Below are 17,735 nucleotides of genomic sequence, written 5' to 3'. Positions count from 1 at the left end.
CTCGCTTCTTTGGCTTCTCCCAAGATATTCCTTAGTCGAAATCCTACTTTCTCCATCGGCCCCCGTTGTCACTGAGCAAGTCCCATGTTTCCATGCACGTGCGGGCGATTTGGGACAGGAGATCGCCTGCCAGTTGAATTTCTTGACTGTCGGGAGATTGCGCTCGTGTCACATGCAGAAGCCTTCAGCGCGGAGTTGGCCGCCGCCTCTCCGCTCGTGATCAATTTCGTCCTGAGCCCGCAACTGACCATCAGCACGACGGTGACCGGCGACGCGCGGCAGAACGCCACCGTGTCGCTGGTCAACGGCTCGGTGGCGCTGTGGAGCACGACGCTGACGCAGTTCACACCGACAGCGGAGATTCCCTACGACATCGTCGGCGGGCAGCTGACGATCAAGAAGGGCGGCAGTTTTACCCTGACCATCCCGACGTCGGGTCAGGCCGGCTCGGTTGTCGCGTCGCTGACCGTCGTGACGCCGACGGCGCCGCAAGGCATCCCCTTCAACGCAACCGTTGCCTCCTGGACGCTGTCGTCGAGCTCCACGAGCTGAGGCCGGCGACATGGCCAGCCGTCGCGCGGTCGACCGTCGCGATCCCAACGAACGGGGCCCGGGGGGATGATCCCCCGGATGCTCGACGTCTAGCTGCGCCTGCGTCCGGGCGCACCAAGGACTTTGCCTCCCCGGGCCTCGGTTACGATCGCAGGCGCGGCCCGGGGGCGGCGGGGTTCTTGGGTCGCATTGAAGTGCGCCCGCATCCGGCCTGGAAAAACGCCTTCCGGCGGGTGATCGGGAGGTCGGCCCTCGCCATCGCGCTGTCAGGAGGCCTGCTATGCAACAGTGCCGGCAGTCCCCCCGCCCGAGCGCAGCCGGCGACGTCCGTCTCGCCGGTGCCAGGCCGGGCGCTTCCCGCCTCCCCGGCGCCGCCGCCTCCCGCCCCGCTCGAAAGCCGGGTCCGGGCCTTCGGGCCGCCGGCATCCGTGGGCACCGCCAACGAAGACTCGCGGACCATCGGCCCGCTGGTCCTGACGGCGCGCGTCAACCCGGCCCGGGGCGACGCGACGGTCACCGCGGCGCTGAACGGCGTCGCCATCGCCATGCAGCGCCTCACGCTGGCGCAGCCGAGCCTCTCGCTGGACGTGAAAGCCGGCGCGAGTTCCGCGACCGGCAGCGTCACGCTCGACCTGCAGGCACCGCCGCTGATCTCGTCCGTGGAGGCGGATGTCACGGCGACCAGCGCCGGCACCGTAACGCCCTATCGTGGTGCGGTCATCACCTGGACCGCGGAGGCCGACCCGGTGTTCGCCGAGTTCACCCAGGTGATCAATGGCGAGCTCTCCGCCCATACGGTCGTGCGCGGGGCAGCGGCGAACATCGTGCAGTTCCAGTTCGTCAGTGGCAGCACGCCGATCGCGACGCTGACGGCGACGCAGTTCTCGCCGCAGCAGGCGTTCCCGTCGAAGATCCAGGGGGGCGACGTGAGCATCGATTCGGGGGCCAAGATCACGCTGACCATTCCAACGACGCTGCAGCCCGGCATGCTCTTCCTGCAGGCGACGATCACCACCGCGACGACGCCGCCGACCCAGATCGCCGCTTCGATGGCGGAATGGTCGCTGCCGCCGCCCCCCGACAATTGATCGCCGGTGGCGGACCGTCTCTCGCGGGGAGGCCCGCATGAGCGACGATCCGCTGTTCCGCCAGATCCTCGACAGCCGGCTCTACGCCCTCGACGCGAGTGGCGGGGCGCCGGGCTGGATCGGCTTCGTCTGGACCCAGTCCAAGCCGCCGAAGACCCTCTCCGTCGCCGACAGCTTCATGAGCGGCCATTATCTCTTCGCGACCGGCGCTCCGACCCTTGCGGACAACAAGCAGGCGGAGACCTACGCCCAGGCGGTGATCGACTGGCTCAACCAGAATTTTGGCAGTTACTCCGGCGTGTTCCTCGGCTGTGCCGCGGTCTGGCTCGCGAGCCCGGCGGGCCCGGTCTTCGGCCTACCGGCGGCCAGCGCCGTGACCTTCCTCGACGGTGGCGGCGGAAGCATCTCGACCGGGGAGGACTTCAACCTGCCGGTGGGGCAGCTGACCCTCTCCGTCCCCAACCAGACGGTCGTCACGATCGGTGCGCGCGGCCTGGTCTTCGGCACGGCCGGATCCGGCAAGGTGGTGTTCAACACCCAGGACGACACGCAACCGCCTTCGGTTTCGGGCGGCGCAGGCCTGCCTTTCCTCGGCCCGCATGGCGGCTCGTTCACGATGGCCGGCGCTCTGTCCCGGGCCGGGCCGCACAACACGATCGATGGGCTCTCGACCGGAATGCGCTTCCTGCACGGGACCACCAAGGGCGATCGCTGCGGCGTCTTTCCGTTGATCGTGTCAGGGGCGAAGCTTTCCGACCTCTCCTATGCCGCCGCGGTCGACCCGCTCGACCTGTTCAACCGGGTGGCGCCGCTGTCGGTGCCGACCGAGGGGCGCCTGCGGACATTGTTCGCACTGGCCGGCAGCGGTTCGACGCAGATTGCCAGCTGGTATCGCACGCCGACCGGTCAGGCGGTCGATCTGGTGCCGCTGAACGGCATCGACGGGAATGGCGAACCGCTGCCCTGGTGCGGGGCGCTGGTGCTGCAGCCGACTACCCCGAAGAACGCCGCGACCAAATGGGTCAGCCTGACCCCGGCCGGTGATTTCGGCCTCCTCGCGCCGACGGACCCGCAGGCCGGCACCACGCTGACGCTGCTCGCCGGCCTGTTCGGCACGGAGCGCATCGCGCTGGCGCCCTTCCAGTCCCAGGGTTCCTACGACCGGCTGCGCTTCCTGCCGGACCAGCCGGCCTATGCCCCTGTGTTCCCGTTTCCGCAGGCCAGCCTCTCGGCGCCGCCGAGCGACAAGCCGGTGCTCGACGATACCTACGCGACCGCCTGGGCGGCCGTGCTCAACGGCAGTTCGGGCGATGCGAGCTATCTGGCGCAGCCCTCGGGCAGCCCGCTTTATGCGCCGCCCCAGAACGCCGCCAACGATGCGACGCCCTTGCTGCCGCCGCTGGCGACGCCCTCTCCGATCGCCCAGGCAGGCAGCGACGGCGGCCTGCTGCTCGTGCCGCTGCCGCCCTATGCAGGGCTCGGCACGCTCGCCGCCGACAGCCCGATAGAGGATTACGGCGGCTTCGAGAGCCAGATCCTATCGTCGACCCGAAAGCGCATCCTCGGCGCCGCCAGCACCGCCCGGCTCACGGCGCTGCGCAATGCGCGGCTGAGCCGGCTGGCAACGCCGACGGCCGCCACGGTTCATCAGGCGACGACGCCCCAGGGGCTCTATGCCGAAGTGGAAATTCCGGACGGCGGCGGCGAGGCGCTCTACGAGACGGTTGTGCTGGCGCGCTCGCAGGACGCCGCGGGCGGCACGCTCGATTTCGGTTTCGAGAGCCTCGCCCCGGAGCTGCAGAGCCTGTTCCAGACCAACCAGCTGATGGCGGTGATCGTCAACCCGGCCAAGCTCGGGGCGCCCAATCCGCCGCCGGCCAACCCGCCCGCAGCGCAGCTGGGCACGGCGCTCTTCGACCGCGAAGTGGTGATCGGCGGCTGGCGGATAACGGCCGCCGTCGGCGAATCCCTCAATGCCACCGCCTACAGCAACATCCTGATCATGAAATATTGCGACGGCTCGCTGCTCGAGCGGGTGCAGAACCCCGGCAAATGGGTCGGCACCGAGACGTTCTCGGTGACCGGCCAGGGCGTCGAACCGGGGATCGCGCTGACCGGGCTCTCCAGCTACCTGCAGGACTACCTCGAGGCCGGCATCGCCGCCGCCAAGAGCGGCAACACGCTCTATGACGACTTCGCCCGCATCGTCACCGACGCGAACTGGCAGGGCTTCATCGTGCTGGCGGCGGAGGTCGACCCCTCCGGATTTCCGGACCAGATCAAGGGCCTCGTCGCCGGGATCGACTTCACGCTCTTCCGCGCCCATCATTTCGGCGCGACGGCAAGCCGGGTGACCGTTTCGGGCACGAGCGTCACCATGGAGGCGCCGAGCAGCCTGTTCGGCCTGATCGACTACCAGCTGCCGGCCTACCGGGCGAATGTCGAGGCGGGCGGCAATCCCGACATGCCGCTGGCACTTCGCACCGACGGCGATTTCGGCTTCCAGGTGCTGCAGCTCCAGGCGCTGTTCCGCAACGCCGCGCTCGTCGATTTCCGCAGCCGGGTGCAGCTGACGCTCGACGCGCTGTTCCTATCGCCGGTCACCACCGCCTACGGCTCGGTCGGCAAGCTGCCGGCATCCGCCGTCGTGCTGAAGGGAAGCTATCAGCGCCAGGGTGCGACCAGCGTCTACGTCTTCGAGCAGAATGCCACGACCCGCTTGATGCTCGACAGTAACGTGCTGCCTTCGGTGGCGATCCAGCGGGTGGTGTTCAACACGCTGTCCAACAGCGGCGACGGTACGGTGCGAAGCCGCTTCCTGATGTCCGGCGCGCTAGAATTCGCCATTCTTGCGGCGAAGGCCGGCGATGCGACGGAAGACTGCGACCTCCTGTCCTTCGGCCTTCCGGCGGAGGCGCCGCGCACCGCGCCGGCGACAGGGCTCAGCTTCTCGGGCCTCGAGCTCACGATGGCCTCGCCGCTCGACGCGCCGAACGCCGTAACGTTCTCGTTCGAGGCCGGCAAGCTGGCGCTCGATCAGGGATCGAGCGAGCCGCGGGCACACAGCCTGTTCTCCGATCTCGCGCTCCAGGTCGACGAGTTCATCGCCGGGCCGGAGGACAAGCGAGCGGTGGATTTCGGCTTCCTGCCGGTCTCGGTGGAGCCGAAGATCAAGGCGCTGTCGGGGCCCTGGTACGGCATCGCCTACAAGGTCACGATGGGCTCGCCCGGCGGGCTTGTCGCGCAGGCGGGATTTGCCTCGCGCATTCTCATCGCATGGGCCCCGAGCTCGGGCGCGCAGGATGCGACGGCGGCGGTCTTCGTGGGCCTCTCGCTGCCGGGGGCGGCACCCGGCGCCAAGCTGATGTCGATCCAGGGGGTGATGAAACTCACCATCGACAGCCTCGTGCTGCGGCGCGAGGCGGTGACCACGGCCGGGCTCTCCTTCACGCTGCGGCTGAACAATGTCGGCCTGACCTTTCTCGGCTTCGCCAAGCTGCCGCCGGGCGCGACGATCAACTTCTTCCTGTTCGGCGATCCCTCCGGCAACGGCAGCCTCGGCTGGTACGCTGCCTATGTCGCCGACCAGAAGACAACGCGGATCGAGGAGCGTGCCCCAAGGCAGGGCGCGCCGCGGCTGCTGGCGTCCCCCGGGGAGACGATCGCCGGCCCGGTGCGCACGGCGGGAGCCATTGAAGAAGTTGCGACCCGGGAGCCAGGGGCATGACCCGGATTCTCTATTGGAACATCGAGAAATTCGCCTCGAACAAGATTGCCAATCCCAGCTTCAAGCGGCAGCGCGGCGGCGCCCTGAAGCAAAACCAGGCCTCGGTGCAGCGACTGAACTACATCAACACGCACTGGGGCATAACGGCAGGGGGTGCCGTCTCGCGGCCGGACATCGTGGTCATCGTCGAGGTCGCCACCGGCTATGACGGACCTGGCGTTCTCGCGCGCGGCAACGGACCAGCCGGGGCGTTGACCTTGCTGACGGCGCTGCGGGCCGTGACTGCCAACCCCAACTGGATGCTCGTCCCGCCGCTGCAGACCGGGCCGCGCGAGGCGGTGGCGGTGTATTTCGACAGCACCAACCTGATCTTCACCGGCCCCTGGCTCTGGCCGGGCGGCGTCGGGCCGGCCGTGCCGCCGGCAGCGCCGGCTCCCGCCACTGCCGCTTACGCCGCGCCCTTTGTCGGCGCGCTGCCAGCTGCGGCGGTACCCGCCGGCACACTCAACACCGGGACGGCGCAGAACCAGCTCGCGGCTGCCACCGGCTTCACCTACGCGGCAGCCCATGCGAATGCCGGCATGGGGAAAAACTTCGCCGCGCTGCGCCGGCCCTACTGGGTAACCTTCGCGGAAATGTCCGGTGCTGGCGCGCCGCCCGTCGTGCGAGACATTTCACTGTTCTGCATCCACTCGCCCGCCAATGCCGGCGCCGGCGCCTATCTTACCGCGCTCGACGATCTCGCTGAGGTGGCCGACGGCATCGCCGCGAACGAGGTGCGGGTAGTCCTTGGCGACTTCAACGTCAATCTTCTGGACAACGACGCACCACGAACACGCAGCGACAGCTATGACGCGCTGGAAGGCAGTGGATACACGCTCGGCATCGATAGTCCGGGTGGGCCGCCCGCACCGCTGAACGGATGGCTTGGCTATTTCGGCACGCACATCAAGCGGACCAGTCGCGCCACCTATTGGACCACCAACGCGCAGACCGACTACTACCCCGGCTACGGCTATGTCGGCAGCACGATCATCCAGAACTTCTATTCCATCGACAACATCCTCGCCAATTACGGTGCCGGCCTCATGGCTGTTGGGCCGGCCAACGTCACGGTGCTCAACGGCATCGTCGGTTCCCGCTACAACGGCGTCGCCCCCCCTGTGCCCGGCAATCCCCCTGTCGGCACCTATAACCTGCCGATCCGCATGGCAGGGGTGCCCTTCGCCGCCCCCGCCGCGCAGGCGCCGCCGTTCAGCGCCGGCCGCCAGGGCGCGTTCCGCGGCTGGAACAATTACGGCCGCATCCGCAGCACCAGCGACCACCTCGCCATCGTCGCGGACATCTGAGGCAGGGAGGACGCCATGGCCGATCCAGCCGTTCAAACACTCCGCGACGCGTTTGCAAACGCGCCGGCCGGCCCCGTCGTCGTTAATGCGGCGTTCTTCACGGCCGCGGGGCTGACGCCGCCGCCGGACTTCGACGCCGCGATCAAGGCCGCCTATCGCCTCGCCGACGACAGCGACGGGCTCTCCATCGACTACGATCGCAGCACGGTAGGCGCCGTCACCAATGACCGGTTCGTCATTCCGGCGTTGACGCTCGCCTTCCTGGAGGCGCCGGCGGACAAGATCGCGGCGAGCCTTTACGGCGCGGCCGGCACGGCGGCGACGCCGCTGCTGGCGATCGACGTCGTGCCGGGCGGCTGGCAGCTCGCCGACCAGTTCCCGGGCATGGACCCGGCCGGCTGGCCGTTCGACCTTCTCCGCCTCAGCCAGCAGCGGTTCCTGTTCGCCAGCGAGGCGCAGGATTTCGCCTCGGCCGCGCTGGGGACGACACTCTCGCTGGCCGCCGGGCAGAATCTCTACGGCGTCCTCGCCGTGCCGGCCGCGGTGGCGCCGCTGTTCGCCCTGATCGAGGGGCTCGGCGCCGTCCCGCCCAGCCTCGTCGCCTGCGGCGCGATCAGCCTCGACAAGGTCGACAACGCCGAAATCCTCTATCCCGACATGGATCTGACGGCGCCCATCGCCGCCGGGTCCGGCCTCGAGCTGTTCTTCCTCGACGTCGTCAACCCACATCTCGGCTTCGTCATCGAGACCGCCACCGACACCGAGGACGAGGACGGCTCCCTGCTGATCGATGCGGACGGCGAGCCGACGACGATGACCTTCCAGACGCCGTATTTCTATTTCGGCGTCGAGATCGACGTGGTCGGGACGGACGGCCAGACGCTGAAGCTGGCGTTCCGGGCGATGATCGCCGACGACGCATCGGGCTACAGTTTCGCAATCGAGCCGGCCGACCCCAAACATCCGATCACGCCGCAGGCGGTGGCCGTGCTGATGGCCGGCAACAGCTATTTCTCGGCGGTGCCCGCCTCGCTGCAGCAATATCTCGCCGCCGTGCAGATGCAGGGTTTCACGCTGGCCGGGCCGCTCAAGCCGACACCCGCGGTGAGCAGCCTGACGACGATGCTGGGCAGCGTGCAGGGCCAGCCGATCAAATTCTTCGACGACCCGACGACGGGCGCGGCCTTCGAGATCGACGCGTTCTCCCTCGTCTGGACAATCAACTATTCGGCGAGCGACGCGCACTCCTCCGTCAGGGCGATCGCGGCTGGCGAGACGGTCACGGCTGGCGAAACCAGCTACTTCGCGCGCTTCGAGGCGACGTTCAAACTGTTCCCCACAGTGTTCAGGACCAAGGACGGCCAGCCGGGCGGCCTGTTCGAGATCGCCATCGACAGTAATCTCGATTTCGAGGGCAGCTTCACCGGCTCGGTGACGCTCAACGATGCCCTGACCGCCATCACGCAAGGCGCGATCGGCCTGCCGGACGCGGTTTCCATCGGCTTTTCCGACATCCACCTCGCCGTCAGCCCGAGCCGCAAGACCTATTCGCTCAGCTTCCAGGTCGATGCCTTCGTCGACATCCCCTTCATCGGGCACACAGATTCGGCGACCGGCGACACCAAGCCGCTCATCCAGATCACCGGGCTGGTCTTCGACCTCAACGCCTCCACGCCGAACCGGCCCGACGGCCAGGCCGGCACGACCGTCTACGCCGGCTCGATGGACGGGCAGATCGTCATCGGACCGGTGGCCGCCAATGTGCGGGTCGACTACGACGGCAAGGCGGAGACCCCGGTCTGGACGTTGGACGCCGCGCTGGCGCAGCCGCTCAGCCTGTCGGACCTGATCGCGACGTTCTTCCGGGCCTACAATCTGCCGGACTTCCTGCCGGGCGACTTGGTCATCGAGACGCTGACGGTGAACGCGACGATCCCCGTCGCGCCGAAGACCGCACGGCTAAGCGCCGCCCGGGCATCCGCCACGAGGCCGGCCCGCCGGGCGGCGGGGGCGCATCAGGGTATCGGCTGGCGCAGCCCCATCCGGCCGGCCCATTCACAGGTGACAACGCGCCGGCTTCAGGAGCCTTCCGGCAGACTCATGCTTCTGACGGTGGACCCGCCCGCTACTACAAAGCCGGCTTATAAAATCGCGGCGCGGATCCGCTGGGCCTTCCATTTGACCCAGGACATCCCGGTCGACATCCTCGCCGAGCTTGGCCTCGACTACGACGGCAACCGCAAGGCCGGCGAGGAATTCGCCGGCTCGGTGATCGGCACGATCGAGATCGCCGACATCGGCCCGGTGCAGATCGGCTACAGCTTCGGCCCGCCCGTCAAAGCCGACGGCTCGCCTGACCTCGCCGCCCTGGCGCTGCTGCCGCGCGGGACGCAGCTCGACGCGGCGGCCTTCGCGGCAAACAGCACGCTGTGGATGAGCTGGAAGGGTTTTCGGGCGGAGTACAAGTCCGACGAGAAGGACAACAAGTCGGTGACGTTCTCGCTGTCCGGCTGGACGGTCGGCGGCCTGATCACGGCCCTCGTCGAGATGATCGGCGACCCGTATTTCACCCTGCCCTCGCCCTGGGACATCCTCAATCAGATCTCGCTCGACGGGTTCCTGCTCACGATCGACCTGACGCCGAACGCGAAGAACCGCGTCAGCGTCAGCTACAAGCTACCCTCGCCGATCGATCTCGGGATCCTCAAGATCAACGGGCTGCAGTTTCTGCAGGTGGACGGCAAGGTCCAGCTCGCCATCGACGGCTCGACGATCATCCCCAGTGCCCAGGCATCGCCGCTGTTCGACCCCTCCAAGGGCGGGCAGGACGTCAACGACATGCCCAAGGTGCCCGGCCGCGGCAACGCCTATTTCGACCTCAAGCTGCTGGCGCTGGGGCAGCGGATCAAGATCCACGATCCGGGCAGCTTCGATTCCACCGCGGCGGTCATCAAGGCGCTGGAGACCATCCCGCCGTCCACCGACGGGACCATGCCCTTCGACCCGACCCAGCGGGTCAAGGGTCAGCCTTACTACGACGCTTCGTCCAACTGGCTGGGCGCGCTGCATCTCGGCCTGCTGCGGATCGGCGACACCCCCGTCTACGCCATCGACTGCATGATCGTCTTCAACGACCCCGATCTCTATGGTCTGCGCGTCGCGCTGAACGGCGACAAGATGAAGGTGCTGGCAGGCCTTGCCATCGACGTCCTCTACAAGAAGATCACCGACGACATCGGCTGCTACCAGATCGAGTTCACCCTGCCGAGCGCGCTGCGCAACCTCGATTTCGGCGCCGTGTCGGTGACGCTGCCGAGCATCGGACTGCAGATCTACACCAACGGCGATTTCCTCGTCGATTTCGGCTTTCCCTACAACATGGACTTCTCGCGGTCCTTCACCGTTCAGGCGATCATCTACGGCGTGCCGGTGCTGGGATCCGGCGGCTTCTATTTCGGCAAGCTGTCCAACGCCACGGCGCCGGGCCTGCCGCCGACGACGCGCGGGACGTTCCACCCGGTGATCGTCTTCGGCCTCGGTGCCCAGCTCGGCATCGGCCGGACCATCGACAAGGGCATATTGAAGGCTGGGTTCTCGATCACCGTGTTCGGCATCATCGAGGGGACGATCGCCGCCTGGCACCCGTTCGAGACCGACAACAGGGGCAACGGCAACGAGGTCCAGGGCGACTATTATTTCAAGATTTCCGGTACGTTCGGCATCATAGGCAAGCTGTTCGGCTCGGTGGACTTCGCCGTCATCAAGGCCGATGTCAGCCTAACCGTCATCGTCTATGCGAAGATTTCGTACGAATCCTATCGCAAGATCCCGCTGGTGCTGTCGGCCTCGGTGCAGGTCAGCGTCTCGATCAAGATCGATCTCGGCCTGTTCTCGATCAAGATCAGCTTCTCCTTCTCCGCCTCGATCACCGAGGAACTGACCATCGGCTCCGACGGCACGGCGCCGTGGGACGATCCTCATTCGGCGCTGGCAGCGACGGCGCTGCTCGGGCGCGACGGCGCGATTGCCGTGCAGCGCGCCCGGCCGCTGCCGCGAACGCTGTTCGAGCTCGGCATCGTCGGCCGGCCGCTGAGCCTCGACTTCGCCAAGCCGCACGCGCTGCTGCGCGCTTCCCTCAATGGGGCGCCCGTACCGCTGAAGCTCACGGCGCTGACGCAGTTCACCATCCTCGGCGCGGAAGGCGCCGATTACGGCCAGCAGGAAGCGGCGCTCGTCCTCCTGTTCGCCATGGACGCGCCGACCGCCGACGGTGGGGCCGGAGACGGCGCCGACACCTCGTTCGGCCGGCTGTGCGGCGCGCTGCTGCCATGGATCATCGCCAGCGTCGTCCCCGAAACCGACGTTCCGCTGGCGGCGCCCGGCGACGGAACGGTCTCCCGGCCGTTGCTGGAGGGCATACTGAAGGCGCTCGCAGATCCCGCCAAGGCGCCATTCGACGCCAAGCAACTCGTCGACTTCCTGGCGGCGAACTTCGCCGTCACGGTCACCGCGGCCGATGCGACGCTTGCAAAGGCCCGGCGTGACGACCTCGATGCCGGCACGACGATCTTCCCGGCCCTCGCCTGCCTGTCGATGACCGTCCCCGACCCGGCGGCGGCGACCGGCGACACGACCATCGCCTACGATTCCTACGTGAAGGCAACCGCCGCATACCAGGCGGAGCTGCGCAAGATCTTCAATACCGTCGCGGCGAACGTCCAGTCCGAGTCCGGCACCCCCGCCCCAAGCCTTGCCGCCGTCGCCGACGACCCGGAGCCGATGGCGGCTTCGGTCTTCACCGATTATTTCATCCTGCTGGCGCGGCAGCTGGTGCAGAGCGGCATCGACAGTTTCGACGACTATCCCTACAAATTGACCACGGCGACCAGCCTCCAGACGATCCTCGACTGGGCCAATGCCCTGGCGCCGGGGCAGCTGACGGCGCTCGACCTCGTCAATGCCAACCTCGCCTACCCGCTCGCGCCGAAGCTGGCGCTGCGCTTCGCCGACATCGATTACATGGTGCAGACCGGCGACACGCTGGCGGCGATCGCGGCGCGCTACAACGACGCCGCCGTTGCAGGCAGCACCGATTCCGCCGGCCTGATCATCGCCAATGCCGCCCGAAGCAATTTGCTGGCCGTCGGCGAAACCGTGACGATCGTGGTGGACGGCGTCACCCACAGCCACGTCGTCGCCATCGGCGAAGGGTTCGCCCAGCTGGCAGCCGGTCTCGGCGTGACCCTCGACGTCCTGTCGGCGCAGACGGGCGTCTACACGCAGCCGGGCCTGCTGGCGCCCGGCATCGTCATGACGATCCCGAACGTCACCGTGACCAGCGTTGCCGGCGACACGATCGGCGGGCTAATCGGGCGGCTCGCCGTGCCCGCGGCGAGCTTCCTGACGCCGTCGAACCTGGCGCTCGCTGGCCTGTTCGTTGTCGATCCGACGCTGCGCTTCGCAGTGCCGTCGCTGCTCACACTGCCCGATACGGCGCTGTGGCCGGCGATCCTTTCGGCCGGCACGCTCGGCCAGACCGCCGGGATGAGCGCGCGCTACATGATGCACGGCATGCGCCTGCCGGTGGAGGCGGGCCTCGCGCTGCCCTCGAACTTCCTCTACGGGCCACCGCACTGGACCGGGAAGCAGAGCGGCTTTGGCGCCTATCAGCTGACCGGGCAGCAATTCCCGCTCGCCGAGCGCACCGACGCCTACCCGATCAGCCTGTCGCGACCGGAAACCGAAGATTTCAAATGGCTGACGCTCGGTACCGGATCGAGCCTCGGCTGGGATATCATCGCCCAGACGAGCCTCGCCGGCCAGGTGCTAGCCTCGGCTCAAAAGCAGGGATACCGGCCGGCGATACCGCTGCTCGAGCCCGAGCGGGCAACGCTGCTGGCGCCACGCCGCTATGGCATGGCGTCGCACGCCACGTGGACGACGTCGGATGCCGCCCGGCTGGCTTCGGTCACCCACGCGCCGGCTCTGCGCACCGCCGCTCTCGCGGCGGCGAGCGATACACCGCAGGCCAGGCCACTGCTGTTCGGCCTGTCGGGCGCGCTGCTCAGTGCGGTCGAGGCGGCGCAGGCATCGCTTGCCGGCAGCATCGCCACGGTGAAGGACCTGGCGCCTTACCTGCCAGTCCTCGCACCATCCGTCAGCCGCACCGACCCGGCGACGCGCAAGACGGTTTCGACGGACATCGATTCCTATTGCCTGGCGACGCGCGTGGACTTCCGGATCAAGCGACTGGCGCAGGACGCCGACCTCGCGCCGGAGCGGCCAGACGCCAATGCAGTCGTCCCGCCGGGACCGGGCAATCCCGGCTCGCCGGCCCGGCCGCTGGCGCCCTTCGCCTATGAGATCATCGGGCCAAGCCCGAGCGACGCTGTGCTGCTCGAGCGGCTGCTGACCGCCATGGCCAGCGAGGGCGAGGCCCTCGTCAGCGGCCTCTTCCTGCTCTATGGCGACGTCAACAGCGGCGCCCCGGGCCTGACCAGCCGGGCCGAGAGCGAGTTCCTCTCCTTCATCGTCCAGTCGAACCTTTCGACCGAGACCAATCCGCCTCCTGCTGTGGGTCTTCGCGCACTTGCCTCCGGTGACGCGCTGCCGACCGGCATCGTCAACAAGACCGCCGAGTTCATCAAGCTGCTCTGGGAGCTGAGCACGGTCAATTCCGGCGGCACCTACCTGTTCTACCAGATGCTCGCCGATGGCACCGGCCTGCCTCCGTCGCTCTTCGACACAAGCGGCGTCGCCACGCTGACGCTGGTCGCGACGATCTCGCGCACCGGCCTCGCCGGCACGTCCGGGGCGCCGGCCAAGGGCGCGCGCCTGTTCAATGCCGTCAACGCGCTGGTGACAACCGCGCCTATCGATCCGGACAGCGCTGTCGTCGAACTGACGGGCGTGAGCGCCCCGGTCGCCAGCCTGCCACTGCCGACGGACTCGACGCTCGCGGGTCTCGCCGCCTCCTACGGCGTCGACCTGGGCGGCCTGGTGTCCACCAACGCCGACGCACCGCTCGCGACCGGTTCCCTGATCCCGATCTCGGGCCTCTACCACCAATTACTGCCCACCGATGTGGGGACGGGCAAGGACCCGCTCGCCGCGCTCGCCGCCTATTATTCGGTCGGCGTCTATCCTCCGCTCGTCGCCGACGACATTGCGAAACACAACCCGGGCGTGCCCGTGGAAGCGCTGGCGGTTCTCCGCATTCCCGACTTCACCTATGCGGTGGGCGCGACCGGGCCGGGCAGCAGCTTCAACGCCATGGCAGCCTACTATCAGGCGGACGTCACGGCGCTCGGCTATGCGGCCCGCGACGTTCCCAACCTCTTCGTCGGCCCGACGCTGACGATCGACCCGATCGCGTGGGATGCAACCCCAAGCCTTGGCAACGGTAATGTCGGGCTGACCGTCGAGCGCGAGCGGGGATCGGAACCGGTATCGCCGCCCACCGACATCGATTCCTATACGCGGGCAACGCTGCTGCAGCTCTACCAGCTGCTCTCGGCGGGCATCTCGGCCAACGCTTTGTTCGCCGCCAGTGTCGACAGCGCGCCATTCGGCCCCAAGGACCCGCCGCCGTCCGAGGCAGGGCCGGCAGTGGGCGCCCGCCTTCTGGCCGCAAGCATCGCGGCACCGGCCGCGGATCAGCCCTACCTCTACGACCAGGCGATCGGCTTCACCAACGCCTCGCCGATCAACCCGGCGCCTCAGCCGAAATCGGCCGGGCTGCCGCCGGCATCGGCAAACCCCTATGTCGGCATCGGCAGCATCCTGCAGTTCCGTCTCGCCTGGCAGGACCTCTTCGGCAACCGCACGCCCTCGCCCTTCAGCCGGCCGCAAAGCAGCGATAGCCCGCCCTTCGGCGATGTCCCGGCACCGATCCTCTATGCCGACCGGCCGATGCCGCTCGACCAGTGGCCGAGCACCACGCGAGCCTATCGCTACAGCGGCGCGGCGGGTGCCCCGAGCCTGTCGATCCTGCTGAAGTTCGACCCGACGCCCTACGAGCCGGCGGACAGCGAGACCCGCGCGCATCTGAACGCGGTCCGCTTCGGCGACACAGTGCCGGTATGGCAGCGCAATGCGGTGGCCGACCTGGCAAAATTCCAGCTGGTGTATTTCCAGCTCAACCAGGATTACGGCGCCTTGAACATCCCCGGGCTGTCGGGCCCGGCGATCACCATGTCGCTGGTCAACTCGCTGCTCGCCGACCCGGAAGCGAAGCTGCCCATCGCGGCGCGGGACCAGGTCCTCGCCTATGTGGACGCGGCGGTGATCTACCTTGCCGCCCGTGCCGCCGGCACCGCGGCGACGCCCCCCGCCGACGTGACGATCTCGCTGCCGATCGCCCTCTCCGCTCTCGCCGCCGACAGCGACATCATCCGGCTCGAGCTGGCGATCCGCTTCACCCGCCAGAGCCGGCTGGTCGACCCGATCCTGCGCGGATTGGCCGACGGCCTGACCGTGACGTCGACGATCCCGGTGGACGGCACGCTGCCGGCGCCACCGAAGAAGGCCGACGATCCGGCCGCGGCGGACGATGCGCCGCTCTACCCGGTGGGCCTGGCCAAGTTCGCCGCGGATTTCGAAACCGCCTTCGCCACCGCCGACTGGCAGATGCGCATCGGCACCAGCGCCGCCGACCCGAGCACGCCGAGCAATCTGCGCACACCATCGATTTGGGCGGTGCGCATGGCCGTTGCGGACAGCTCGGCGCCGCAGGGCATCGGCTTTTCCATCGGCAACGACCCACGCTATTTCGCGCCGCTGCCGATCGCCAGCAGCCTGCAGACGCTGACCGTCGGCGTGAACTCCTATGCGAGCGGCAAGCCCTATCCGGACGGCGCGCCGGTCGCCACGACCTTCACCAGCGTCGACCCGAATGTCTGGCTGGCGGAAAGCCTGAGCGCGATCGACGACATCCTCACCGCCAGCTATTCGACGCCGCTCTTCCTGCTGGACCGCCTGCTGAAGCTGGACCAGAGACCGGTGCCCGGGGACGCCAGCGCCGCCGATGCCGAAACCTTCGGCTATCTCCCACGGATGCTCGCCCACAAGCAGAAGCTGGCGTCCGCCATCGCTTCCACCGCGACGTCAGTCCTCGACCAGCCGGACGAGAGGCTGAAGCCGGCCGCCAAGGCAAAGCTCGAGCAGGCGCTGCTGCGCCGCCTCGGCAATGCCACCTCGCTGACCTGCGTCGCCGTGCTGCCGGTCACCCAGGCGCATTACGGTCAGAAGCTGCCCGAAGGCACCCCCGCGCCGCGGTTCTATGGCCAACCGCAGGGCACGCTGCCGGATGGCGAGACCACCGGCTCCAACAGCAATTTCTCGCTCTCCACCGCCAAGATTCCGCTGAACCCGGAGAAGGACGACGAGACCAGCAACCTTGCCTTCCTGGTCACGTCGCGCTCGACCGCGTCCCAGGCCTATGTGTCGCTCGATCTCGCTTTCGCCCTGTCGCATCTGGAGCACGACATTCGCAGCGTGCCGGGGATCGAAAGATACGAGCAGTCGCGCTGGATCAGCTTCCTCACCGGCCCCTTCGTCAATCCGATCACGCCGAAGACCGGAAAGAGCTTCGACATTCCCGTGGCGTTGCGGGCGCTGCCCACACCGGCGACGGTCGTCGCCCAGACCGGCACGCCGCATGCCGAGGATCCGACTACCGTCCCGCCCGGCGATCTGAAGATGTGGGACTACGGCTTCAGCTACCTGCTGAACCAGGCGGCGCAGGATTCGGTCATGGCCGAGGTGGTGTTCAACCAGCCTTCCGGCGAGCAGCTGGCAGGGCCGGATCCGACGCCGGCGACGCTCTATGCGGCGCTGGCGCAGTTCACAGCAGTCTATCCAGCCATCGCGCGCGATATCGAGACGTATCTGCGGCTGCTCGACGGCCGCAGCGAGGCCGGGTCGGCGGACGCGACGGCGGCGGCCTTCGCGGTGGCTGCGCTTGAAGCGGTGACCGCCGACGTCTCCACGGCCTACGACAACTGGGCGAAGGCACGGACGCTCGCCGCCTTCGTCGGCGCGCCGCCGCCACCGGTCGCCTACCGGTTCGAGATCGTACTGGAGGCAGAGCTCTCCGCGGCGCCCCAGATCGCCGGTGCGGAGCCGGAGGCGCGGGTCGAGATCCGGCCGCAATCCTTCCTCCTCGCCGGCAAGCCGGCGGACAATTTCCTGCCGCTCGCGACCGTGCTGATCGACCCGGACAATTACGATCCCGATCTGGTGGCCTCCGACCCCGCCACCGGCGGCGCCACCTGGCGGTATCTGCGCAAGCAGGACCCGAAGGACCCCGAAGTGCCGGCGGTCCTTCCCTACGCGGCCGCCCGCCTGAACGCGGCTCGCGAGATCCGCTTCGAGGGGCTCGATCTCTTCGCCCTTCAGAGCGGCTGGGCCGCCGTCGAGGTGCTGCGCAACCGTCACCTGTCGCCCGACCTCGCGGTCGCCACGACCGCCCAGTTCGAGTTCGCGACCGCAGCATCGCGTTTCGCCGATCCGCTGGTGCCGCTGCTCGACGTCGCGACCTATGCCTTGGACAAGGACAGGACGGCGCCCGCCAGTGTCGGCGACTTCCTCACCGGCTTCTTCGGCGCGCTGCTGCCGCCGGCGGCCGGGGTGCCCTTCACCGAGTCGGTCCTGGTGAAGATCGAGACACGCTACGGCTACAGCCTGGTGCCCGCCGCGACCGGGATCGACGTCCCGCTGACCGTCCTGCCGGTAAGCCTGCTGGCGCCCGCCAGCACCGAGGGCTCATCCGCGCCGGCCTTTGTCGGGGAGGTGGGCGCGCTGGCCCAAAGCTGGTTCAAGGGGACGCAGCCGGTGACGGCGGCACCCGCCGGCTTCGACTTCGCCGTCACTGTCTTCTCGGGGACTGGCGCCAGCACGCTGCCGCTGCTGCGCATCGAACAGCTGACGCTGGCCGCCAGCAGCATCAAGAGCGATTAAGGGGGGCGACAAGTTTATTTGACACCGGCCGTGTCTCGCCTCCGCCGTCGCTGTCGGCTA

The 17,735-nt window shown here is 68.1% G+C and carries 5 protein-coding genes; all 5 read left to right on the top strand.

The features are described 5' to 3' along the window. Window positions 1–165: 165 nt before the first annotated feature. The 5 genes from GGR03_RS10775 (at window position 166) to GGR03_RS10755 (ending at window position 17,675) form a co-directional block, all read left to right on the top strand. Entirely contained in the window at window positions 166–552 is a 387-nt protein-coding gene (locus GGR03_RS10775; RefSeq protein ID WP_183207809.1) for a hypothetical protein, read from the top strand. A gap of 428 nt (window positions 553–980) precedes the next feature. After that, window positions 981–1,640, top strand: coding sequence for a hypothetical protein (locus GGR03_RS10770; protein WP_183207807.1), 660 nt, complete (start codon window positions 981–983; stop codon window positions 1,638–1,640). A gap of 37 nt (window positions 1,641–1,677) precedes the next feature. Continuing rightward, a complete protein-coding gene (locus GGR03_RS10765) occupies window positions 1,678–5,367 on the top strand; it encodes a hypothetical protein (RefSeq protein WP_183207805.1) in 3,690 nt (1,229 codons plus the stop codon). Then, a complete protein-coding gene (locus GGR03_RS10760) occupies window positions 5,364–6,716 on the top strand; it encodes a hypothetical protein (RefSeq protein WP_183207803.1) in 1,353 nt (450 codons plus the stop codon). The genes GGR03_RS10765 and GGR03_RS10760 overlap by 4 nt, the downstream gene beginning before the upstream one ends. Before the next feature lie 15 nt (window positions 6,717–6,731). Next, a complete protein-coding gene (locus GGR03_RS10755) occupies window positions 6,732–17,675 on the top strand; it encodes a LysM peptidoglycan-binding domain-containing protein (RefSeq protein ID WP_183207801.1) in 10,944 nt (3,647 codons plus the stop codon). Window positions 17,676–17,735 lie beyond the last annotated feature (60 nt).

The sequence above is a fragment of the Aurantimonas endophytica genome, assembly GCF_014196845.1.
Lineage (GTDB): Bacteria > Pseudomonadota > Alphaproteobacteria > Rhizobiales > Rhizobiaceae > Aurantimonas > Aurantimonas endophytica.
Note: the sequence above shows the minus strand (reverse complement) of the source record. Positions and strands in the feature narration are given on the sequence as shown.